Annotated in this window: 19 protein-coding genes; 10 read left to right on the top strand and 9 right to left on the bottom strand. The window is 58.3% G+C overall.

What is annotated here, in order from left to right; translation table 11 throughout:
• The first annotated feature begins 90 nt into the window (after positions 1–90).
• The 4 genes from ACZ439_RS22425 to ACZ439_RS22410 all read left to right on the top strand — a co-directional run bounded on the left by ACZ439_RS22425 (position 91) and on the right by ACZ439_RS22410 (position 4,864).
• Complete coding sequence (locus tag ACZ439_RS22425; protein WP_054796737.1) at positions 91–453, top strand: Na-translocating system protein MpsC family protein; 363 nt, start codon at positions 91–93, stop codon at positions 451–453.
• A gap of 138 nt (positions 454–591) precedes the next feature.
• Positions 592–2,946 (top strand): FdhF/YdeP family oxidoreductase, encoded by a 2,355-nt coding sequence (locus ACZ439_RS22420; RefSeq protein ID WP_464620234.1) that lies wholly within the window; start codon positions 592–594, stop codon positions 2,944–2,946.
• Positions 2,947–2,966: 20 nt separating this feature from the next.
• The gene (fdhD, locus tag ACZ439_RS22415; protein ID WP_054796738.1) at positions 2,967–3,770 is read left to right on the top strand and encodes a formate dehydrogenase accessory sulfurtransferase FdhD; all 804 of its coding nucleotides are present in this window, start codon (positions 2,967–2,969) and stop codon (positions 3,768–3,770) included.
• 92 nt (positions 3,771–3,862) lie between these two features.
• Positions 3,863–4,864 carry an aldose 1-epimerase gene (locus tag ACZ439_RS22410; RefSeq protein WP_054796739.1) on the top strand — a complete coding sequence of 334 codons (1,002 nt, stop codon included), beginning with the start codon at positions 3,863–3,865 and terminating at the stop codon, positions 4,862–4,864.
• Between the two features lie 160 nt (positions 4,865–5,024).
• Here ACZ439_RS22410 and ACZ439_RS22405 read toward each other — a convergent pair whose 3' ends face one another.
• The gene (locus ACZ439_RS22405) at positions 5,025–5,903 is read right to left on the bottom strand and encodes a VOC family protein (protein WP_054796748.1); all 879 of its coding nucleotides are present in this window, start codon (positions 5,901–5,903) and stop codon (positions 5,025–5,027) included.
• 332 nt (positions 5,904–6,235) lie between these two features.
• Here ACZ439_RS22405 and motA point away from each other — a divergent pair, with 332 nt between their 5' ends.
• Together motA and motB are read left to right on the top strand one after the other, a co-directional pair.
• Positions 6,236–7,030, top strand: a complete 795-nt coding sequence (motA, locus tag ACZ439_RS22400; RefSeq protein WP_127606980.1) for a flagellar motor stator protein MotA — start codon at positions 6,236–6,238, stop codon at positions 7,028–7,030.
• Positions 7,023–7,835, top strand: coding sequence for a flagellar motor protein MotB (gene motB, locus ACZ439_RS22395; protein WP_054796740.1), 813 nt, complete (start codon positions 7,023–7,025; stop codon positions 7,833–7,835). Before motA ends, motB begins: the two co-directional genes overlap by 8 nt.
• A 68-nt stretch (positions 7,836–7,903) precedes the next feature.
• Here the strand turns inward: motB and ACZ439_RS22390 are convergent, their stop codons facing one another.
• On the bottom strand, positions 7,904–8,491 hold the full coding sequence (locus ACZ439_RS22390; RefSeq protein ID WP_054800392.1) for a biotin transporter BioY: 588 nt from the start codon (positions 8,489–8,491) through the stop codon (positions 7,904–7,906).
• 116 nt (positions 8,492–8,607) lie between these two features.
• Here ACZ439_RS22390 and ACZ439_RS22385 point away from each other — a divergent pair, with 116 nt between their 5' ends.
• The 4 genes from ACZ439_RS22385 to ACZ439_RS22370 all read left to right on the top strand — a co-directional run bounded on the left by ACZ439_RS22385 (position 8,608) and on the right by ACZ439_RS22370 (position 13,124).
• Positions 8,608–9,465 carry an ATP-binding cassette domain-containing protein gene (locus ACZ439_RS22385; RefSeq protein WP_127606982.1) on the top strand — a complete coding sequence of 286 codons (858 nt, stop codon included), beginning with the start codon at positions 8,608–8,610 and terminating at the stop codon, positions 9,463–9,465.
• Positions 9,456–11,171, top strand: a complete 1,716-nt coding sequence (locus tag ACZ439_RS22380; protein WP_464620233.1) for an ATP-binding cassette domain-containing protein — start codon at positions 9,456–9,458, stop codon at positions 11,169–11,171. The genes ACZ439_RS22385 and ACZ439_RS22380 overlap by 10 nt, the downstream gene beginning before the upstream one ends.
• A gap of 174 nt (positions 11,172–11,345) precedes the next feature.
• A complete protein-coding gene (locus ACZ439_RS22375) occupies positions 11,346–12,356 on the top strand; it encodes a MerR family transcriptional regulator (RefSeq protein ID WP_054797528.1) in 1,011 nt (336 codons plus the stop codon).
• A 69-nt stretch (positions 12,357–12,425) separates the two neighbouring features.
• Positions 12,426–13,124, top strand: coding sequence for a class I SAM-dependent methyltransferase (locus ACZ439_RS22370; RefSeq protein WP_054797527.1), 699 nt, complete (start codon positions 12,426–12,428; stop codon positions 13,122–13,124).
• 28 nt (positions 13,125–13,152) lie between these two features.
• On the opposite strand, the gene ACZ439_RS22365 is transcribed toward ACZ439_RS22370, so the two are convergent.
• The 7 genes from ACZ439_RS22365 to ACZ439_RS22335 all read right to left on the bottom strand — a co-directional run bounded on the left by ACZ439_RS22365 (position 13,153) and on the right by ACZ439_RS22335 (position 22,942).
• Positions 13,153–14,340 (bottom strand): glycerate kinase family protein, encoded by a 1,188-nt coding sequence (locus ACZ439_RS22365; protein ID WP_464620232.1) that lies wholly within the window; start codon positions 14,338–14,340, stop codon positions 13,153–13,155.
• Between the two features lie 143 nt (positions 14,341–14,483).
• Entirely contained in the window at positions 14,484–15,581 is a 1,098-nt protein-coding gene (locus tag ACZ439_RS22360) for a CdaR family transcriptional regulator (protein WP_127606992.1), read from the bottom strand.
• A 325-nt stretch (positions 15,582–15,906) separates the two neighbouring features.
• Positions 15,907–18,345 carry a WG repeat-containing protein gene (locus ACZ439_RS22355; RefSeq protein ID WP_464620231.1) on the bottom strand — a complete coding sequence of 813 codons (2,439 nt, stop codon included), beginning with the start codon at positions 18,343–18,345 and terminating at the stop codon, positions 15,907–15,909.
• A gap of 163 nt (positions 18,346–18,508) precedes the next feature.
• Positions 18,509–19,339, bottom strand: coding sequence for a hypothetical protein (locus ACZ439_RS22350; protein WP_127606994.1), 831 nt, complete (start codon positions 19,337–19,339; stop codon positions 18,509–18,511).
• Positions 19,340–19,711: 372 nt separating this feature from the next.
• Positions 19,712–20,908, bottom strand: coding sequence for a sn-glycerol-1-phosphate dehydrogenase (locus ACZ439_RS22345; RefSeq protein WP_201318343.1), 1,197 nt, complete (start codon positions 20,906–20,908; stop codon positions 19,712–19,714).
• Between the two features lie 103 nt (positions 20,909–21,011).
• Positions 21,012–21,413 (bottom strand): hypothetical protein, encoded by a 402-nt coding sequence (locus tag ACZ439_RS22340; RefSeq protein WP_464620230.1) that lies wholly within the window; start codon positions 21,411–21,413, stop codon positions 21,012–21,014.
• Between the two features lie 119 nt (positions 21,414–21,532).
• Positions 21,533–22,942, bottom strand: a complete 1,410-nt coding sequence (locus ACZ439_RS22335) for a sedoheptulokinase (protein ID WP_054797519.1) — start codon at positions 22,940–22,942, stop codon at positions 21,533–21,535.
• Between the last annotated feature and the right edge of the window lie 52 nt (positions 22,943–22,994).

Below are 22,994 nucleotides of genomic sequence, written 5' to 3'. Positions count from 1 at the left end.
ATTATTTTGTTAAGACTATATCTTGCTGCTTGCCGTCAGATATGGGACAGCGCACCTGTTACCCGTTTAACGGTTATCGGAGGTCGAAGCATGAATAAATACGAAGCCGAATTCAGCAACTTGGTCAAAGCGTACCGAAAGCGTCATATGGGCAAAGGCCCGGGCCGGATCACGACCACCTTCTGCAAGAACTGGGCCATCTGCGAGATGGAAGGCAATCTCTCCCCGGTCGAGAAATTTATCGCAAACGCGGCCGACGGGAAGCAAATGCTGCGGGAAGCCCGCACGCAATGGGTCAAGGATATTTACCGCAGTCACCCTCCAACCGAGATGGAGCAGCTACTGGGAGCTGCATTCGTCGATTTGTTCGTCGATATCGACATCGATCAGGATTTCGGCATGTCCATCTTCGTGTTTGATCAGAACATCCAAAATAAATTCGGCGACCGATAACGTCAAACGTTGGCGCTTGGCAGCGAACCTGCTGGAGACTAACCGCTGGAGATGAAGCTTTTTCATGCGAAAAAGTAACGTCTCGGCGGTTTTTTTATTGAACTTATACCAGACCGACACTTCTAAGGAGGACGTACAATGGGAAAAACGAAACATAGCGGCCGCATAAAATTGCCTGGGAAGCCCGACCCGAAGCTTTGGGTCAGCCGAATGCCGTTCGGCTTGGGACGAATTAAGCCGCATCATATTCGCGATACGCTGAAGGTCGCCTGGGAGAACCGCGACAATTTGCCGTATGCGGCCCGCATTCTGACACAGGGCGTTTGCGACGGCTGCGCGCTCGGGGTGTCCGGGTTATACGATCAGACGCTGGAAGGCCCGCATCTGTGTACGACGCGTCTGAACGTGCTGCGGCTCAACACGATGCCGGCGATCCGCCCGGACATGCTGCACGCCGATATCGACGAGCTGCGCAAGCTGGACAGCGCGCAGCTGCGCAAGCTCGGGCGGCTTCCCTACCCGCTGATGCGCGGCAAGGGAGAGCGGCGCTTCCGCCGTGTAGGCTGGGACGAAGCGCTGCAGACGATCGCCGGTAAAATACGCGCCATCGACCCGAAGCAGCTGGCGTTTTATTTGACGGCCCGCGGCATCACGAACGAGTCTTATTACGCCGCCGCCAAGGTTGCCCGTTTCATCGGCACGAACAACATCGACAACGCCTCGCGCATCTGTCACTCGCCGTCCAAGACGGCCTTGAAGCGCTCGGTCGGAATCGGAGCTTCCAGCTGCACCTATAAAGATTGGATCGGCACCGACGTGCTTGTCTTCTGGGGCAGCGTCGCCGCGAACAACCAGCCCGTCTCCACCAAATATATGTACGCCGCGAAGCGCAAGGGCACGAAAATCATCATGATCAACCCGTATCGCGAGCCGGCGATGGACGGTTACTGGATCCCGTCGATTCCGGAATCGGCGCTGTTCGGGACGAAGCTCGCCGACGATTTCTACCAGGTGCATATCGGCGGCGACATCGCCTTCATGCACGGCGTCATGAAGAGCTGGTTCGAGATGGAGGCGGAAGCTCCCGGATCGGCCGTCAATCACGCCTTCATCAAGGCGCATGTAAACGGATACGAAGAGTTGAAGGCGCACGTGCTTCAGCAGGATTGGCAGGAGCTGGAACGCTCCTCCGGTTTGAGCCAGGCGCGCATGCGGGAATTTGCCGAGCTGCTGGCGGAAGCCAAATCGGCCGTCTTCGTCTGGAGCATGGGGCTGACCCAGCACCGCTTCGGCACGGATAACATTTCGCAGGTCGCCAATTTGGCGCTGCTGCGAGGGTTTCTCGGCCGTGAGCATTGCGGCCTGATGCCGATTCGCGGGCATAGCGGCGTGCAGGGCTCGGGCGAAATGGGCGCCGATCCGTTCAGCCTGCCGGGCGGCGAGTTCAAGGGCGACGACATCGCGCGGATCGAGCGCGAGTGGGGCTTCGAGCTGCCGAAGTGGCAGGGCGACATCGTCGGCGTCTCGCTCGAGAATGCGCTGCTCCCGGACGATCATGAGCGGAAGCTGAAGGTGTTCTACACGTCCGGCGGCAACTTCCTCGAGACGATGCCCGAGCCGGACTTCGTCCGCTCCTGCCTGGAGCAGGTCGACATCCGCGTCCATCAAGACATCGTGCTCAACACCTCGACCCTGGTCGACGCCCGGGAAGCCGTGATCGTCTTGCCGGCGATGACCCGTTATGAACAGCCGGGCGGCGGCACGTCCACTTCCACCGAGCGGATGGTCTACTTTTCGCCGGAAATCGAAGGGCCGCGCATGCCGGAAGCGCGCGCGGAGTGGAGCATCTACGCGGAGCTTGCGGCGCTCGTGCGGCCGGATTCCGCCTCTGTGCTCGGCTTGACGGATGCGGCGGGCATCCGCCAGGAAATCGCCAGAGCCGCTCCCAATTACGACGGCATCCAGCATCTGCGCGCGAAGGGCGACGTGTTCCAATGGGGCAATGCGTGGCTGTGCGAGGACGGAATTTGCCCGACGCCGGATGGACGCGGCAGACTGATCCCGGTAGAACTGCCGGAGCGGCGCAAGCCGGAGGGGCATTTCTACGCGACGACGCGGCGCGGCAAGCAATTTAATTCCATGATTTACGGCAGCCACGACCCGTTTAATGCTGCGGACCGTTACGACGTGCTGCTGCATGCGACCGATGCGGCGAAGCTGGGGATTGCGGACGGGGATGCCCTTGTCGTTTACAACCAGTTCGGCACGTTCCACGGCCGGGCGAAAACTGCGGAGGTGGCCCCCGGCAATGTGGAGCTGTATTGGCCGGAAGGCAACATGCTGTTTCCCAAAGGCGTGTATGAGGCTTTCGCCGGCATCCCTGAATACAATACCGCCGTCGTGGTGGAAAAAGCGGAAACGTATCATGCTTTGAAAGATACGCGTTACGTTGAGAAACGAGTCGCCGAGCTCGAAATGGAAACGCTCGGCTGAAGCGATCGGAGGGCGAGTCCATGACACGAAAGCTGACGACCCATTGGCATATGATGAAATTCAGCGGTCAAGGCGCAATCGAGCAAGAAGACGAGATTGCCGAGGAGTTCCCGCTAACCTTGTATGTGGACGGCGAAGAATTCGCGACGATCGTCTGCTCGCCGACCGAGCTGACCGATCTGGTCGTCGGTTTTCTGGCGTCGGAGGGCGTTATTCGGCAAGCCGGCGAGTTGAAGACGATGTCCGTCGACGAGGACCGCGGCATCGCTTACGCCGAATTGATACGCCCCCAATCCGTCGGCAAGGAATATTACGCCAAGCGGTTTATCGGTTCCTGCTGCGGCAAAAGCCGTCAGTTTTATTTTCAAAACGATGTGCGGACCGCAAAAACATCGGTCTCGCAAATTCGTATTAAGCCCGAGCAGGTTTACAGCTTGATGGAGACGCTCCAGCGAAGCTCGGTTGACTTTCGCAATACGGGGGGCCTGCACAACGCGGCCCTCTGCTCGGTCACCGATGTGCTCGCGACGCGCGCGGATATCGGGCGGCACAACGCGCTCGACAAGCTGTTCGGGCACTGCTTGCGCAACCGGTGGCGGACGAGCGATAAAATTATCGCGTTCAGCGGACGCTTATCGTCCGAAGTCGTGCTGAAGGCGGCGAAAATCGGGGTCGGCGTGATGCTCTCCAAGTCGGCGCCGACCGATCTGGCGCTCTCCTTGGCGGACGACCTCGGCATTACGTGCGTCGGCTTCATCCGCGGCTCGTCCATGAACGTTTACACGCATCGGGAGCGTATCGCTTCGCCGGACGTCGAGGTTTAAATATTAATAGTTTAGGTTGTTATTTTAATGGCAAGCTGCCCTTCCACCCGCTATGATGTAGGATGGACGAGACTAGACGGAGGGGACCTATTGTGACTTTCGCATGCAAAGCTTATGAGGATACTTATCAAGGCGAGAAGGCGGTATGGCTGCAGGCGGGCCGTTACGAAGCGGCTGTTCTGCCCGAAATCGGCGCCAATCTGATCGCATTCCGCGATACGGAGGCCGGCTACCGCTTTTTGCACGAACCTGCGCTTGAGGAGATGGAGAGCTTCAAAGCGCGTCCGGTGATTCACGGCATGCCGGTGCTTTTCCCGCCGAACCGGATCGAGGACGGCAAGTTCCCCTGGAACGGCGCCACCTATCAATTCCCGGTGAACGAAGCGGCGCGAGGCAACCATTTGCACGGCTTCTTGTTCAATATTCCCTGGGTCGTGGAAACGTACGGTACGACTTCGAACAGCAGCTACGTGACGCTCACGCAGAAGGTTGACGCCGCCCATCCGGTATACCGTTATTGGCCGCACGCCTTTACGTTCCGGCTCACCTATACGCTGACGGAAGACGGATTGGGCCAGCACGTGCTCGTGCGCAACGACGGCACGGAACTTATGCCCTGCCTGCTCGCCTTCCATACAGCGGTCAATGCGCCATTCGCTCCGGGCAGCACCGCAGCCGACTGCCGCTTTACAATGACGATCGGCCGGCGTCGCGAGATGAGCGAACGGATGCTGCCGACGGGCAGATTCCAGACGCTGAAGCCGGAAGAAGAAGCGATCAAATCGGGCGGCATTTCGCCGTTCTTCGAGCCGATGGATAACCATTACACGGCGGAGCCGCAGAACGGCCGCAACCGGATGGAACTGACCGACTCCCGGCTTGGAGTCAGGCTCGTCTATGACGCAGGCACGTCTTACAAGCATTGGATGATCTGGAACAACAATGCAACCGAAGGCTTCTTCTGCCCCGAGCCGCAAACGAATCTCGTCAACGCTCCGAACGTCGATTTGCCGGCCGAGGAGATCGGTTTGTTCTCGCTCGCGCAAGGCGAAATCTGGGAAGCGACGAGCCGCTTGTACTGCATCCGGGCTTAGCCTGAACATCGCATCGCCAAACCGTTCGTTCCCCCTGGACCGGACGGTTTTGTCATGCATCGAAGATGAAAAGAACCTTCATCCCCACTTTGCAAGTGGTGTTGAAGGTTCTTCTTTGCTTGGTTTCGAATTTGTCCCATTAAGATGATTGCATTGGGTGTTACCCTTTAGGGATAGCCTCTTCGCTAGTCAGCCTGACGGTAATGCCGAACGGATCGCGGGCGAACCAAGCTTTCCCGTCCTGCTCCAGCGCGATCCCGGCTTGACGCAGCCGGGCGGTCGTCCGCTCCAGCTCTTCGGGCGTCGGCGCGACCAGCGTATAATAAGCGAGCCCCGCCGCATCGTCCGCAGCAGGCGGCGCGCCAACGCCGGCCCAGGTGTTCAGCCCGACGTGATGATGGTACCCGCCGGCCGAGACGAACATCGCCGAATCCCGTGACGCCATCAGGTCGAAGCCTAACGTCTCGATATAAAACCGCCGTGCTTCAAGCAGGTCGGATACGTGAAAATGAATGTGCCCGATACTAGTTCCCGCGGGCAGCCCTTCCCACGGCGAGTCCCCCGCCTCCTTCAATAATCCGTCCACGTCGAGCGGATCGGTCGTTATCACATAACGGGCGCTCTCGTCGCGCCGCCAGGTTTCACGGGGCCGGTCGGCATAAATTTCAATGCCGTTGTTGTCCGGATCTTGAATGTACAATGCCTCGCTGACCAAGTGATCGCTATGCCCGACATGAATGCCGCACGTCAGCAAGTGGCGCAGCGACAGACCGAGCGCCCGGCGATTCGGCACCAACAGCGCAAAGTGATACAACCCCGCGGTCGTTCGGCGCGGCATGACGATAGCGTTCGGCAGCTCATGCAGAACGACCAGCGGCGACTCGTCCCCGCCGGCCGTCAACACAGCCCTCCCGGACGCGCGGTGCAGCTCGCGCAGCCCGACAACCTCGCCATAAAAGCGCACCGACCGATCCAGCTCGCTCACTTTCAAGTGGACCGGTCCAAGCCTTGTCTTCTCGTGGAGATGATTTGCCTGCATATGCTTTGTTCCCCTCTCTTCATTCATTGGGTTACGGTCATCGTCCGCTTCGTCAAGGGATGACCGCTTCGCGAACGTCTTCTTTCAATTTCCCCTGCTGACCCGGGCGCCACGCTCGTTCCGCGCGGGCTGACCGCCATGAAAAATAACGGCGGCTGCGCCCATCTGCTTCATTCATATTAACTCTCATTATACTCCAATTATTCCAAATGTGAAAAATTAAACAAAAAAACTAAGGATTCCCTAGCAGGATAACTGTCACTTTTTGTCGAAGTAATTGGAAAATGCATGAAAATGGAGAAAATAAACAGGCGGAAGGTGTTTTCAGCGAAATGGAAAAATCAACAGTTATCGGTATTGTTCTTGGCTTTGTGGCAGTCATTGTGGGGATGATTCTGAAGGGAGCAAGTCCCGTTGCCCTCGTCAATCCGGCTGCTCTTATGATCATTTTCGTAGGAACGGCGGCCTCTCTCTTTATCGGCTTTTCTTTGGAAGAACTGAAAGGCTTCCCCAAACTGATAAAGATTGCCTTCACCGAGCAAAAAACAATTCCGAAAATGGATCTGATCAACCTGTTCACGGACTGGGTGTCCATCACCCGCCGCGAAGGGCTCCTCGCGATGGAGAGCAAGGTGGAGGAAATTCAAGACCCGTTCTTGCGCAACGGTATGCGCATGATCATTGACGGCAACGATCAAGACTTTGTGCACGACGTCTTGATGGAAGATATTCAAGCGATGCAGGAGCGGCACCGTTCAGGCGCGCAAATTTTTACCCAAGCCGGCACTTACGCGCCTACGCTCGGGGTGCTCGGGGCCGTTATCGGCCTGATCGCGGCGCTCAGCAATTTGAACGATGTCGAGAGTCTCGGCCACTTGATCTCTGCGGCTTTCGTCGCAACGCTGCTCGGGATTTTCTCGGGTTACGTCCTCTGGCATCCGATTGCCAACAAATTGAAACAAAAGTCGAAGAAAGAAGTGGAAATCCGGCTGATGATGGTCGAAGGACTGCTCTCCATCCAGTCGGGTATTTCGTCGACGGCCGTGAAGCAGAAGCTGATGATTTTCATACCGACTTCTCAGCGGGACGAGAAAAACGAGAGCAAGGCGGGAGACAGGGATGAGTAAAAAAAAGCACCGCGAGCATCATGAGGAGCATATCGACGAAACATGGCTCATCCCTTATGCCGATCTGTTAACCCTGCTGCTCGCGCTCTTTATTATTTTGTTCGCCTCCAGTCAGGTGGACTCCAAAAAGTACGACAGCATCATGCGCTCTCTGAACTCTGCCTTCGCCGGCGGTACCGGCACCTTTGACGTGTCCAATATGATTCCGCTTCAGGTGGCGCCGAACGTTGATAAGAGCAAGTACGAGGATCCGTCGAACCCGGCAACGGCCCAGCAGCAACAGCAAGAACAGCAAGCGAAGCAGTTTCAGAAGGAACAGCACGATTTGGAGCAGCTCAAGGAAAGGCTCGATCAATACATAGCGGACAACCAGTTGTCTGCGGAGCTCGACACCCAATTGACCGACGATTTGCTGATGATTACCATTCGAGACAACGCCTTGTTCTCCTCCGGCTCCGCTACGGTAAAACCGGAAGCTACACGGCTTGCCGGGTTCATCTCCGAGATGCTGGCGCAATACCCGAATTACCGGGTCGAAGTGGCAGGTCATACGGATAATGTCCCGATAGGCAGCGCCGCATTCGAAACGAACTGGGATTTGAGCTCGAAGCGGGCACTTAATTTTATGAAAATATTGCTCGAGAACGATCAAATCGGCCCCGCCCGCTTCCGTTCCATCGGGTACGGCGAGTACCATCCAATCGACACGAACGACACGGAGGAAGGACGGTCCAAGAACCGCCGGGTGGAAGTGAGCATTTTGCGCAGCATGAAAACCCCGCAATTTGAGGAAGTGCCGAAATAAACGCAGCGCCTGCCAAAAAAAGCAAGCGGCGGAACAAATTCCGTCACTTGCTTTTTTAGTTGCTTCCGTTAATCTAAAGAAATGACGCGACTTCCGGAAGAGCCCGTTAACCGCTCCGGCGGGAACACTTGACGAACCGGCGAGATGATCAGCGTCGCCACGGCCGCTTTGATCGCATCGCCCAGCAAATACGGGTAACATCCGGCGATCATGGCTTTCTCGAACGATAACCCGGTGACGTGAGCAAGCCAAGGTACGCCGGTCACATACAGCAGCAGGGAGCCGAATACTTCCAGAACGAGGAACGCGGCTGCATAACCTAGCGCTCCTCTCATGCGAATGCGCGGCAGCAGCAAGCCGATCAACAGCGCAGCGAATGGCCACATGATGACGTAGCCGCCGGTCGGGCCAAACAATACGGGCAAGCCTCCCGTACCGTGCAGCAGCGGAAATCCGATAGCGGTCAGGACGACGACGAGCGCCATGCTGAGAAAGCCGTACCACGCGCCCAGCAAGCCTCCGGCGAGCATGACGGCGAGCGTTTGCAGCGTAATGGGGACCGGGGTGAAGCCCAGCGGGATGCTCACATAACCGAACAGCACCAATAAAGCGGCAAGGAGCGCACTAAATACGATTCCACGAAGCGATAATTTCATGATTGAACGACCCTCTCATTTTTGATATGGTTATATCGTTAACCTATATTAACACAATGTGGTTAACAATTCGAGAGTGCCTACAACATTTTTTTTATACGGAAAGGTCGTTTATTATGTCTGTTTTCTCCCCTCTGATTTCTATACATGACGCCTCCGTTCACTTCGCTTCCGAATCGGAGGGCGTGCGCAAGGCATTAAACGGCTTCTCGCTGGACATCCGCCCCGGCGAATGGATCGCCGTCACCGGCTCCAACGGCAGCGGCAAAAGCACCTTGGCCGGCATACTGCTCGGCAGCTGCCCGTTGTCCCAAGGCCGCGTCATCCCGAGCGGCCGCGTCGTCGTACGCGGCGTGATGCAGCATCCGGATGCGCAGGTGCTTGGCGACACGATCGAGGAAGAGTTTCACTTCGTCCTCGGCGCCATCGGACTGCCGGCGGACGAATTCGAACGGCGGCAGCACGAAGCGCTGCGGCGCGTCAGGCTGCCGCTGCCCGCTTCCACGCCGATCGGGGAATTGTCGGGGGGTCAGAAGCAGCTGCTGAACATCGCCCTGGCGCTCGCCGTTCGTCCGGATGTGCTTGTACTGGACGAACCGACGGCCATGCTCGATCCGGACGCCCGCGGGCAGGTGCTGGAAGCGGTGCGCGAGGCGCACCGGGACGGCGCCGCGGTCGTCTGGATCACACACCGGCTGGAGGAAGCCGCGGCAAGCGAGCGCGTCATAGCTTTGAACGAAGGCGCCCTCGCGTTCGACGGCTCGCCGCGCTTGTTTTTGTACGGCGCGGAGCGGCCGGAATCGCTCGAACGGCAGCCGTCTGCGATTCCGGCCGCGCCTTGCGAGCGGCTGGCGCTTGAGCCGCCCTTCGTCGTGCGCACGGCGGCGGCCCTGCTCCGGCGGGGCGTGCCGCTGCGCGAGCTGCCGCTGCATGCGGACGACTTGGCGAAGGCGGTGGTGCCGCCATGCCGCTAAGCTTGGAGCGCGTGGCCGTCGCCGCGCCGAACGATCCGCAGCGGCTGCTGCTGAACGGCGTCGACTTAACGCTCGCGAACGGGACCGTCACGCTGCTGATCGGTCGGACCGGCTCCGGCAAATCGACCTTGCTGCAGACGCTCGCCGGGTTGAAGACGCCGACTTCGGGCGCGGTTCGGCTTGACGGGGAGCCGCTATGGCGGAAAGGCCGCGTCGCCAGCGCTCATTTGCTTCGGCTCGGTCTCGTGTTTCAATTTCCCGAGCAACAGCTGTTCGCCCGCAGCATCCGGCACGAGTTCGCATACTCGCTGCGGCCATATAAGCTGAAGCCCGAGGACTGCAAGCGGCGAATCGCCGACGCGCGGGCGGAGTGGGACTATAGCGGCACGTTCGAGCCGGACCGCTCCCCGTTCGTGCTTAGCGGCGGCCAGCGCCGCCGGCTCGCCCTGGCGAGCACGACGGCGACGAAACCGGATTGGCTGCTGATGGATGAACCGACCGCAGGTCTGGAAGCGGCAGCCGTGCAGGAGCTGCTCGCGTTCATCGAACGCCGCAGACGTGCTGCGAGCCGCGGAGGCATCGTGATCGCCACGCACGATCTCGACACATTCCTGCCTATCGCGGATCGCGTCATTGTGCTGCAGGACGGCGGCATCGTCGCCGATGCCACGCCGGAGGCGTTATGCCGCGAGCCCGGTCCGCTGCAGATCGCCGGCGTCGGCCTGCCGAGCTGCGTTGTGCTGGCGCAGGCGTTCGCCGCGCACGGACTGCGTCTGCCGGCCGATCGGCTCACGCCGGAAGCGGCGGCGGATGCGATCGTCGCCGCGCTTGCGGGCACGGCCGTGCCGGAAGCGGAAGCGGCTGCCCCGGCTAGCCCGGCAGCGCAAGCTCCGCCTGCGGGCACAGCCGGCGAGAAGCTCGCGCAGACGCGCATTTCCGCAGAAAGCGCGCCTTCTTCGATCGGGTACCGGCTCGACCCCCGGTCGAAATGGCTGCTGTACGTGCTGCTCGTCATCGGCACGATGATGCAGCAGCACTGGACCGGCCTGACGGTCGCGCTCATCCCCGTGCTGCTCGGCTTCGCAGGCTTGCCTCGGCCGGTATGGGCCGGCCTGCTGAAGTTCGCCCGCCTGCTGCTATTATTTTTTGCGATCTCGGTCACGCTTGCGGGGGTGACGTTAACGACGGGAGACGGATTTCCCCGGATCGGTTTCTCCCAGGCGCAGGCGATGACAACCGGCTTCAACGTGTTCCGCTTGTTCGTCGTCACCCTCGCCAGCTTATGGTTCGCCGTCACGACGCCGTACGGCCGCATGGTCGAAGGCTTAAACTGGGCGCTTGCCTATGGCAAAAAAGCCAAGCTGCCCGTCGATTCGTTCGCCCTCGCCGTATCGCTTATTTTTCGTTTCATTCCGATGATCCTGAACGAATGGCAGCGCTTCTCGGACATCGTGCGCGCCAGAGGCAAAGCTCCGCTGCAGCCGGGCACCGTCAGGCCACGGGATATCCCGGCGCTGATCGTGCCGCTGCTGCTGTCTTTGTTTCATCGCGCCGAGAATATGACGATCGCCATGGAAATGAAAAAAATCGGACGGCGTCCGCTCGTCTCGAGCCGCAGCCGGCTGCTTGTCTGGACCCGCGCCGATAGGCTCGCCGTCATCTTCGGCCTCGTATGGCTGGCTGTATTGATCGCTTTGCGCAAATAACGGAACGCTGAGTACGCGTTGGGCCAGCCTGTATAACGAAGGCCGCTTTCGACATTCAACCATCGAAAGCGGCCCTTTTTTCCGGCCGACGCCCACCCCCCATTCGTTTCCGCACCGGATCAGCTGTACCTTCACCTTGGGGCATCGTTTATACTAGTTGGGGGAGGCGGCTCTATGAGAATTAATGATCTTGCCAGGCGTGTTAACGTAACGCCGCGAGCGATCCGTTTATATGAACAGAAAGGATTGCTTAAACCGCAGAGAAGCACCGGCAACGGTTACCGGACTTACACGGAGCATGATGCTTGGCGGCTGCAAATGATCGCTTCACTCCGTGAAATCGGATTGGGCTTGAATCAAATCCGCAAGCTGCTGGATAAATACGATCAGGGCGACACCGCAGAGGTGCATCATGATCTTGAAATGCAAAGAATGTCCATGGTTTCAAAATGGGTGGAGCTGAAATATGCCATTGCCATGACCGACGAATTAATTGCCCGTCTTGAAGCCAAGCAGGGGCTGCACCTCGAGGATTTGTTCCAGCTTGCGGAAGATTTCAAACATCAAAAAGGCCACTCCGCATGGCAGGATAAATGGGGCTTCGACCGCATAGCCGGCGATTACGATCAATCCGCCCCTTTATTTGCGGCAGGTCCGTTTATTTCCGCGCAGGAATATGAAGCCGTGTTGGAATTTATGCGGCAGTGGGTGGCCCCGCAGCGTGACGAAGCGGGTTTGGATATCGGCACGGGAACCGGCAATCTGGCGGGCAAGCTTCTGGCAACAGGCGCTTCCATGCACGCCATCGACCAGTCCAAGGAGATGCTTGCCCGGTGTCGGGACAAGTTCCCCCAGCTGCCGACCAAACTCGGCAACGCGCTATCCCTTCCTTTTCTGGATAAGCAGTTTCACTTTGTGGTCGCCGCTTTTGCTTTTCACCACCTTGACGAGGCGCAGCAAATGCTTGCATTGGAGGAAATGAACAGGGTTCTTAAACCGAACGGGCGAATTTGCATATCCGGTCTCATGTTCGATCATAACCATAACCCTTTCCAAGCACGGTCCGATAAACACCCCTCGGATCGCTCCAAACTATTGGAGTGGTTCCACAACCACGAATTCATTACCGTTCAACATCAGATGAATCCATGGGTCCATGTGATCTACGCCGTCCGGAAAAATTAAAGCCTTGACCTTCACCCAAGGTCAACCCCCATTCTGGATGCAGGACTAAGCACTGGGAGGATGACAGGGATGCCGGATCATGACCACATTTACACGAACGAAGCGGCACAGTACGATTTACTCATATCGCGGGAGGACTGCCGGCACAACATCATGGAAACTTTCCGCAGGCTCCTCCCGAATCTCGAGCATCTGGACGTCGCGGATATAGGCGCGGGAACGGGAAGACTGTCCTGTTTGCTCGCTCCGTATGTCAAATCGGTCGTCGCCATAGATGCCTCGCAAGCGATGCTGGACATCGCCGCAGACAAACTGAAGCGTACGGGACTAACGAATTGGGAAACCTGTGTGGCCGATAACCGGCGCTTGCCGCTGCCCGATCATTCCGTTGATGTCGTGACAGCCGGATGGACGATTTGCTATTCGGCGAATTCCAAGGTCGATCGATGGAACGTTCATTTGGAAACGATCCTTGCGCAAATTCAACGAATTTTACGCCCGTCGGGAACGGCAATCATTATGGAAAACTTCGGAACCGGCGACGAACAACCGAATCCACCGGATTTCCTTACAAGTTATTTTCATGCGCTGGAGACGGAATACGGATTTTCACATGCCTGGATTCGAACGGATTACCGATTCACATCCGTCGACGAAGCGGAGCGGTTATCGAGGTTCTTCTTTGGCCCTGATATCGCGGACAAAGTAAGCGCCGCCAATCTGCAAACCGTCCCGGAATGCACGGGTGTATGGTGGAAGAGGGTATGAATGACAGCCAGCGGCTTCGCTTCCGGATTCACGCACGATTTCCCTTATCATCTGCGTTGTTGTCATTGTTGCACCCAGGACTCACCGCCTGGATCAATCTGAACAATTGCTCGGCGGTGCGCCTCAGATTATAACGCGCTTCGTCAGGTTCCATGGCTTGTTCGAGCGATACGGGACCGTTGACAATGGAAAAAAACGAGGTAATCCCCAAGTCGTTCAGGCCGGAAGCCTCTTTCGTTACCCCGCCTGCCAGCGCAATGACCGGTATGCCGTGCTTTTGCGCAAGCCGGGCGACACCTGAAGGGGCTTTCCCCATGGACGTTTGTCCATCCAGCCTTCCTTCCCCGGTGATCACGATATGGGCGCCGTCCAGCTTCTCCTCCATGCCGATGATGTCCAGCACCAGCCCGACTCCCGACTGAAGCTTGCCTTGCAAAAAGACGGCAAAAGCCGCACCGAGTCCGCCCGCCGCTCCCGCTCCCGGAATGTTCTGAACATTGACGCCGAACGCCCTCTGCACGACGCCGGCGAATCCGGCTAATCCTTCGTCCAGCACCTCTACCATCTCTGGACTCGCACCCTTTTGCGGCCCAAACACATAAGCGGCACCGTCCGGTCCGTACAGAGGATTGTCTACATCGCAAGCAATCTTGAATACGCATTGTCCTAGCTCCGGGCAGGCATGGGCCGCATCTATGCTGCGGATGCGCAGCAAGGCTTCCCCGCCATGGCCTGCATCGTTCCCCGCTTCATCCGTGAACCGGTAGCCTAAGGCTTGAAGCATGCCGATTCCCGCATCGTTCGTGGCGCTTCCGCCCAGCCCGATCACAAACTCGCGGCAGCCTTGACCGATCGCGTCGAGAATGAGCTCGCCCACGCCGTATGTGGTGGTGCGCAGCGGGTTCCTGTGCTCTACGGGCACAAGCGGCAGCCCGCAGGCGGCCGCCACTTCGATGACTGCCGTATGTCCATTCCCCAGAATACCGTAGGATGCCTGTACAGGCTGCTGAAGCGGTCCTGTCACCTGAACGGAGCGGATCTGGCCGCCCGTAGCGGACACAAGCGCTTCAACTGTGCCTTCCCCGCCGTCGGCAAGCGGCAGGATAACATTGTCCGCCTCCGGGTACACCTTGTTAATGCCTGCAGCGATTTCTGTACTGGCTGCCATGGAGGAAACACTGCCCTTGAACGAATCGATCGCAATCACGACTTTCATATGATCCCGCCCCTTTATCCCTGATGAATAGACCCATTATATATGAATAGTCCCATTATAAGAGAACAGGTTCCGAAGCGGAACGTTCCGCGTACCAAAGCTTGCTCCTCCTTTTTGTTACAAGTACTGAATGTTCCCCTCGCTTACACATCTTCATCTTGAACCAGCAGCGCCAGGTACATGCTGACCGAGTCGCGGAACTGTCTTGGATCCAGCCCGGTTTTTTCCGCGATTTTATCCAGCCTGTACTGCAGCGTATTCTTGTGCATATACAAGGCAGCAGCGGTTTCTTTAAGCGATAAATTATGCAAAAAATACGTCCTCAGCAGCATCCGCTCTTCCGAAGTAAGCCCGCCCAGCCGTTTGCCGGCGAAGTCCCGCTTCACCCCCGGATCCAGGCCTGCCAGCAGCAGCCCTAATTCCAGCGATTCGTATTCGCAAATCCGCTCGCCGATGGATACCGCATACTGCAAAGCCAACCTTGCGTGCCGATACGATAAAGAAAGTTGTTCCCAAGCCGCTATACTGCCGATCCCGACCGTCAGCTTGTCCGGCCCGTGCGCCGGATGCGCCGATATGTCCTGCACGATGGCTTTATAACGGGATTGCCCGGCTATCGCAATGTATTGATTCGGGAACAGATACGTATACAGCTTTAAATGCCATTGCTGGACGACATCATGCATGGAATATGCGCTGCCCGAACGTTCTCGTCCCGGTCTGCGGTCTTCAACGACAAGGACAAACGCGCCCTCTTCCATGTCGACGCCAAGCTGACTCAGCCTTCCCCGCCAGCCATGCGTTTCCTCCGCGGCCTCGCCAAACACCAGCAGCCGGGTCACCGCCGAGCGCAGCTCATCCTGCGACTGCGTTTCCCGTGCCAGCATTTGTTCCTTAATCAGAACTTCCGTAATTTTCGTAAGCAGGAAGCCCAGGGAACGGCATTCGTCGGGGTCCCCCGAAATGCCGATAACGCCTATACGCTGACCGTCAATGATAACGGGATAATTGATACCTTGACGCGAGCCTAAATAAGCTTCGGATGCGGTTACCTCAATCGGCCGCCCTTCCCCGTGCACCTGCATCCCCGCCTGATGAAACGTGCCGATCCGCTGCTTGTCGGTACTGGCGATAATTTTGCCGTCCGGATTAATGAAATTAACGTCATGCCCGATGACTTCTTTGGCAGCTTCCACAATGGCTCCGGCCAAAGCTTCGCTCATTCGAAACGAAGAATACATGTTTCTATTCCCCCAAGTGTATGGTAAACCTCCGGAACTTCCATGTGGTCATTCCCCGACTTTCAGCCGAATGCTTGCTAATAACGGGCTGCCGGGTTCGTGCCATTCAGTGAATGAGTATATCGTAAATAATAAGAAAGATACGGTCAACCTGTCCGGAACGATTTCTTGCAAGCTGCCGCTTAAACAGTATACCTCATTCGCTATACATCCGGACGAATCCCGGCTGCCGGTTGAGCATGTTCTTCATAAAAATACCGCCGAGGAGGTTCGTTCGGCTGCTCCAGGCGTCAGCCGAATGGTCTCGGCGATCGTTCTTCACGCATTATCGATGAAACGCCTTCCAGAATGGCTTATCGGTGCCGAGAATGCTGCGGATCTTCGAGTAAGGAATGCGGAAAGTCGGAAAACCGGCTGCATATGGCGCGATATCATACGGATTGAAATAGATGTACAGCGCATCCCCTTTGACGTAAAACGGCTGATTCGGCGCTATGCCTTTGTAACTGTCCGGAAAGACGTAGTCATACTTCGGATCGGTCCGGATTTGCTCGCCGATGATCGCGCTGAGCGTCTTCACATAGTCGGCGCCGGTTTTGAATAAATCTTTCAGCTCGTAAAACCGCCCGCTCTGCAGGTCGACATGGGGGTAAATCCGGCTGGGCATGCCGTGTGCCGCGCCATACGGGTAGTTGTATCCCGTAAGCTCCAGCACGAGCAGCCGTTTACGGAAGAACGCGACTTCATATTCGCCCGTATAGCTGTAGATCAACTGCTCTTCGCCGATCGGCTTCACTTGCGAGAGCTCTGCCAGCTTTTGATTCGCTTTTCGCTGCGCCAATGAATTTTGCATGCCCTTGATCTGCGGGTAATAAACGAGATAGTCGCGGTTCGGCTTATACTTGAGCTCATGCAGCTCGTACGACCCGCGCAGCTTCAGCGTTTGGCTCGGTTCCCAGACGACGCGCCCCGCAGCGTCCAAATACGACGTTCGCCGGTCGACGTTCGCCTGGATCAGCGGGCCCATCAACGTCAACGTCCCGCTGCCGGGGACGGAAGGCAGTCCAGGCGCCGGACGTCCGCCGGTGTCGATGAAATAGGTGTTTCGATCGTCGTAAACCGAAGCTAGTCCTTGGGCATACTCCTGAACCCCGTAAAAAACCGGTTTCGTCAAAAAACGCCCGCGGTCGTCCGCAATCGCATATTTCGATCCGATAAAAGGCTGACTGGCATCGATCGGGTAACCGACGGCAAGCCGATGCTCGCCAAGCTGATCCAGTCGGTTGTATTGAGGCTTCAGCACGTATTCGCCCTTCGGGTCGATCAATCCGTACCGATCGCCCAGATCCCATTCCATATTTACTACCGCGCGCCCGTCCCGGAAGGGCTGCGCGAACACATACTGCGGAGCGATGACAACCTCGCCCTGCTCGTTCATATACCCGTACTTGCCGCCCTTCTCCCGCTTGAATGTGAGCAAGCCTTCCCCAAGGCCGCCGGCATATTCAAGGTTGTACGTATGCAGACGATTGCCGTCACGCCCGATTAGCGCATACTCCCCGTCTTTCACCTTGACGACGGCTTTGCCGTCCTTGAAATCTCCGGCACTTTCATATACGAAAGGAATCGCTTCGCCGCCCTGCAGGTTCAAATAACCGTATGGGCCGGCGGCCGAACCGGGCGCGGAAGCCATTGCCAGCCCGTCACGGTAAGGACTGATGAAGCTGTACGCCTTCGCCGTCAGCACGGATCCTTGCTCGTCGATCACTTTAAAGCCGTCGCGGTCGATCGCGATCGCCCGGCCTTCGGTGAACGGGGATATCGAATCAAACTTCGGCTTTACGCGGTACTGGTTTCGGCGGTCGATCGCCCCGCTGCGTCCGTCCACACTGACGATCGCCAGTCCGTTGTCCTGAAACGGATTCGCTTCATCGTATTGCGGCGAGATGATCATTTTTCCGTTGAGATTGATATATCCCCACTTCGTACCGTTCTTTGTTTTCTCGGCTGCGGGATAGAGCTCGCCCGCCCGCATGAGTTCCCCGGATTGTGCGGAATCCCCAGCTTCGGACTGTCGGGCTTTGTTCCGGGCCTCTTGCAGATGTTCTCCGTAGAACGAATAACCCGGATACATCCACGCCAACCGTTCATAGTACTGGGCGACCTTCGGAAAATAATACGGATATACGTCGTAGGCGGGAACGAGTTCTCCTTCCTGAAGCCGGTACACGTCAACATGGTAAGCTTCTCCCGTGTCGTGCGCCCATAACGCAAGCTCTGCAATACCGTCACGTTCGTGCGCGCCAGGCAAATCCGCCGCTTCCACATACGTGAACGATACCCCCGCCGGAGCGACGTCCTTCGCCGTACCGTCCTGCCAATCGTAAACGGAAAGCTCGGACCCTATAGCCCCGACCTGCCAGCCGACGACAAGATCCATCCGGTTTCGGCCGGTGACCGGAGCGGCCTGCAGCGTAGTGACCGAATAACCGTTCCCCTTCAAATCCGCTGCCGGCCGCCAGTCCGCTCCGACCGCTTTTAGAACAAGAACATGGGCATCGCTGCCCTTACGATACGCAGCCGCAATCTCGGACCGTCCGTCCCCGTCGAAATCCGCTGCAACCCACATGGGATGTCCTGTCTGCCCGTACCGGATCAACTCCGCCCCCTCCGGCAGGAAGGCTTGCGCCCAAGCGGTCGCTTTACGCTCGTCATACGCCATCTTCACACGCTCCCCTCTCAATATGCCTGCTGCTACTAACATATGGGCGATCGCCCCGATTGGTGAGTACGTGCATGGTTCCGCTGCGGCGATTCACGCCTGTGCTGCCGGATACTCTGCTGAAGACTGGACCACGACAAAACGGCCTGCCCCTTGGGCAGACCGCTTGAGCTTTCATGAGGCTGGATTCGCAGTCAGGCCGCGCTTACGCTCCCGACGCTGCGGCTGGCGCAGACTCGGCTGGCGCAGGCGCCGCAGACGACGCCGGCGGCGTTTGGCCGTCATGCTTGCGTTCGACGAATTGCTTGAGGGCCTCGTCCATGTTTTCTTTCAGCTTGGCGATCAATTGATCTTGAGAAATTCCTTTTTCCTGCGCGATTTCAGACAGCGACTTGCCTTGCTGCAAGGCCGAAGTCAGCTCTTGCTGGGTGATGCCGAGCAGGGTCGACAACGACTCCGGATTGCCGAACATTCCGAATCCGCCATGCCCGCCGTGTCCGCCCTTGCCTCCGAGGAACCCGCCCGGGCCTTTCCCCGTGCCGTTAACCGCCTGCTTCAGACGATCCGCCAAGTCCGTTTTGTGCTTATCGGCTTGCTCTTGCGTGATCGTACCGGCGCTGACGGCGTCGTCCAATTTTTGGGTCTCCGCTTCGACCAGCTTTTGCACGAACGCCTCTTCGCTTAAACCCGCCTTCTCCTGCGCGATTTGGGCGAGCGTTTTTTGCTGCTGAAGCTCGCTTTGGATCACGGATGCCTCAACTCCGAGCACAGTCGCCGTTTCCTCGATGATGCCGCCCTTCATGCCGAAGCCTCCGCGCCCGCCGCGCTCGAAGCCTTGCTCGCCTCCTTCGCGATTACCGCGTTTGCCGAAGCCGTGCTGGCCATTCGGCTTCTGCGCCTGGCTGCTGCCGTCCGTCACGCTCGTGTCCGCCGCCGTGTCCGCCGCGTAAGCCTGCGTGTAGTACAACCCTGCGCCTCCGAGTAAGAAAGCTGCTGCTACCGTACCTGCTGCGATTTTTTTGCCAATCGTATTCATGTTCATTTCTCCTTTGTGTTTTCGTTTAGTTTTTGTTCTACACTTTGAAGTATAGGCGCCCAATCTTAAACGAACATGAAGGATAGCTGAGCGCTGCTTGAACGTTGGCTGAAAATTGGCTGAAGACGTCAGGATTCTTGATTTATTCATCGTGCTTGAAAGGCAGCCACGGTAACGAGTCTTGCCGTTTCTCTGCTGCGGTATGGGTAGCATTTCCAGCACTGCATGCAGCGTAGACCCCTTAAAGAAGACACCATTGTTCCGCTATCTCCTGCTAGTTCTATCATGTTGCAATAGTAAAATGCCGGCGGTAATCGGACTAAGCATACTATAAAGTATAAGATTACGGATGAGATTACGGATTCTCCAAGTTTATAAACGACATGACGATTGCTCCGATGCATGAACCGCATGCAGCAGCGTGAATCGATTCGGCCTTACCCGGGGCGCTTCGCGCAAGCTTCTGGACAGCAATTCGTCGTCGATGCCAAGCTGATCCGCCGTTTCCGGACCGCCTGCTTGCAGCAGCAGCCGCTTCAGTTCATCGGCGGTTGGAATCTCGCGCACACCGCGCCGCAGCTCTTCGCCGTGGCCCGCGGCAAGCTTGTCGAACGACTCGTCCGCGGCGAGCCGGTGATAGGTCTGCGCGATGACCGCGCAGGCAACGCCCACCTTGGCGCCATGCAGCAGCTGCTTTCGGCCGAGACGCAAATACTCCATCTCCCAATAGTGGGATAAATGGTGCTCTGCCCCCGACGCCGGATGCGACTGCCCGAACAGCTGCATCGCAAGCCCCGACTCGATCAGCGCGTTCATCAGAATGCGTAGGCCCTCCGTGCTTCGCTCCGCGATCGCTTCCGCGCTCCGGACGCAAGCGAGGAGCGCTTGCTTCGTAATTTGCGCGGCGGCCGGACAATACGGCTCGTCCCGAACGAGATGGCCGAAGCGCCAGTCGAACAGCGACGTGTACTTGCCGAGCATGTCGCCGAAGCCCGCCGCCACCAGAGGCTGCGGCGCCTCGATCAACACGTCGAGGTCGGCGAAGATAGCATCCGGCGCGATCGCAGGAATCGTTATTTTCTCTCCGCCGATGATGAGCGGCGCGCCAACGGAAGTAAAGCCGTCGACAGACGGGGCGGTCGGCACAGAGATGAACGGCTTGCCCATCTTGAAGGCGATAAACCGAACCATATCGTGCAAGGTGCCGGACCCGACGGCCAGCAGCGCATCGGTCCCCTCTTGCGGGATGTCGAGCATGAGCCGAATTAAGCCCGCTTCGTCGGCCACGACGTCTCCTTGCGCATCCGGCTTCGCCCCGGCGAGTACGGTGCGAATACCGGCTGCGGCAAGCTCTGAGGCGAGCCTGCCGCCCGCTGCGCGATAGGTGTTCTCATCGGACACGAGAGCGACCTGGCGGTAGCCGCGTTCTTTCAGATAAGGCGCCGCTTCGAGCAGCGCACCTCTTTCCACAACGATCCGGTCCAGCGTTAGCGGATGATGCTTGCAGCAGGGGCAGCCTGCGGCAAGCGAAGATATAGATCGGACCTGTGACGGTTCCAGTTCCTGCATGCATAGTCCTCCTCAACAGGGTAGTCTGTTTACTCTAACCGACGAAAGGACAGCCGTACGCGTCGCATACGTCTGTCCTTCTCGTCGGATTCGGGATGCCCCGTTACCGGGTCAGGCTTCTTCCTTGATCGCTTTGCAGTCCGCCTGTGCCAAGGTAGCCTCCCGGAGCTATCACAATGCCAAAGGTCTGCCAAACAAATCGGCCGCTCATCTCCAGCCGGCGCACTTCTTCATCGCGGCTTGCCTCGACGAAATCGACCGGTTTCACCGCATGCAGCTGCAGCAAGTAGCTGCCCTGCGGGACTTGGTTTCCATCCAAGTCGTTTTGGTTCCACGGAATGTCTGCGAGGAAATAAGAGCCGTTGCCGGGAATCGACGTCGCGGGCAGCGGCGGAAGCAGCCCCTTCCATACAAGCTCCTTGCGCTCGCCCGCCATCCGGTACAGCTGCAGTTCAAATTCGGCGGGGCCGGTCAAGGTGACCGCTTGCTTACTCGTATTCGTCAACGAGACGCCGAGCTTAAGAGCCTCCCCTTCCACTTTCGTAAACGCGGCTGGCAGCGAAAAAGTTCCACCCCTATGTTTCCAGCCGATACTGTCCTGACACGCCCGTGCGCTTATTCGAGTCAGGTCTGATCGAAGCCTCTATGCATCCCGAGCAGAGCCGCTTCATGGTCGTCATAATAGCCCGCAGCCACCGCCGCATGAAGGGCTGCGCCAAACGTCGCCTCCTCCTCCACGTCCGCGACGAATAGCGGCTGCCCCAGCCTCGCTTGCAGCAGCCGCCGCATCGCCGGATTGCGGCGTATGCCGTTGCCCGAAGCGCTGACGGACGTCACGCCGGCACGCAGCTGCTGCGGGATCGCCTCCATGAACCCGAGCAGCTCCTCGATGATCCCGTTCATCCATCCGACGATCAGATGCTTCGGCGTCAAGTTCGACGGCCGCAAGCCGGTGATGTAACCCGTCGCTCCCGGCGACTGCCGCGTCCCGTACAACAAAGTCCCGACCTGCGGCCCATTCGCAAGCCCCGCCGGGAAGTCCGGCCCCGCTTCCGCCATCGCCTCCAGCGCCAGCTCGTTCATACGCGCGTACAAACTTCGCCCGTCGCCAAACTCCGGCATAAACGCACGGCACGTCTCCCGGAAAAACCGCTCCAGCAGGGCGTACGACTTGCCGCCGTTGAGCGATGCGCCGACCAGCAGATAACCTCCGCCCGGGCAAGGTCGCGCTTCGATGCCTTCACCTTCCATCGCTTCCGGCGAGAAGGCGGATACCTGCGCACCGGTGCCGATATTGAAGAGCAAGCTCCCCTTCAGCGTCTTCACCGCGCCGAGGAAACTCGCCTGGTTGTCGCCGATCGCGCAGGCGACCAGCTTGCCGTCCGGCGTCCGGCCCGCCGTATCGCCGGCACCGGCCACCCTCGGCAGAATGGCGGCGTCGAGCCCCGCCTTCGCCATCGCCGATAGATCGAATCGCTGCGCTCCGAGCGAGAACAGCCCGAAGCCGGCCGCATTCGAAGCATCCGTCACGGGGGCGGCCGCGCCGCAAAGCTTCATCGCCACGTAGTCGCCGATCGCGCACAGCGCCACGGCCTCAGCAGGCACTTCGCCATGCGCGGCATTGTAGGCATGCGTGACCAGCCCGTAGCCGGTCGCCAGGCGATAGCCGGTCAAAGCTTCGAGTCGGGCTGCGTACGTGCTTCCCCCCGCATCGATAAGCTCCTCGCCGCGCCGGTCCTGCCAGGTGACGAGCGGTCCGACCGCTTGTCCGCTGCCGTCGACATAGACGATGCCGTGCATCTGGCACGAAATGCCGATGGCGCCTACATGCCGCCATTCGTCGCCGCATTCGGCAATCATGGATTGCACGAGCCGGACAATCCGATCCGGCTGCTGCAGCGCCTCCCAACTGCGGGAGGACGCAAGCCCCGCATCGTTCGGACGCGTGATCGTCCGAAGCGCTTTTCCGCTAAGCACATCCGCAATGATCAGGCACAGCGACGTCGTACCGATATCGATTCCCGCAGTTTGCATCCAGCTTGCGCTCCCTTCCTTGAAATCACCTGCATACGCTGCCACCCTTGTT

The sequence above is a fragment of the Paenibacillus sp. JCM 9796 genome, from assembly GCF_055379675.1.
Note: the sequence above shows the minus strand (reverse complement) of the source record. Positions and strands in the feature narration are given on the sequence as shown.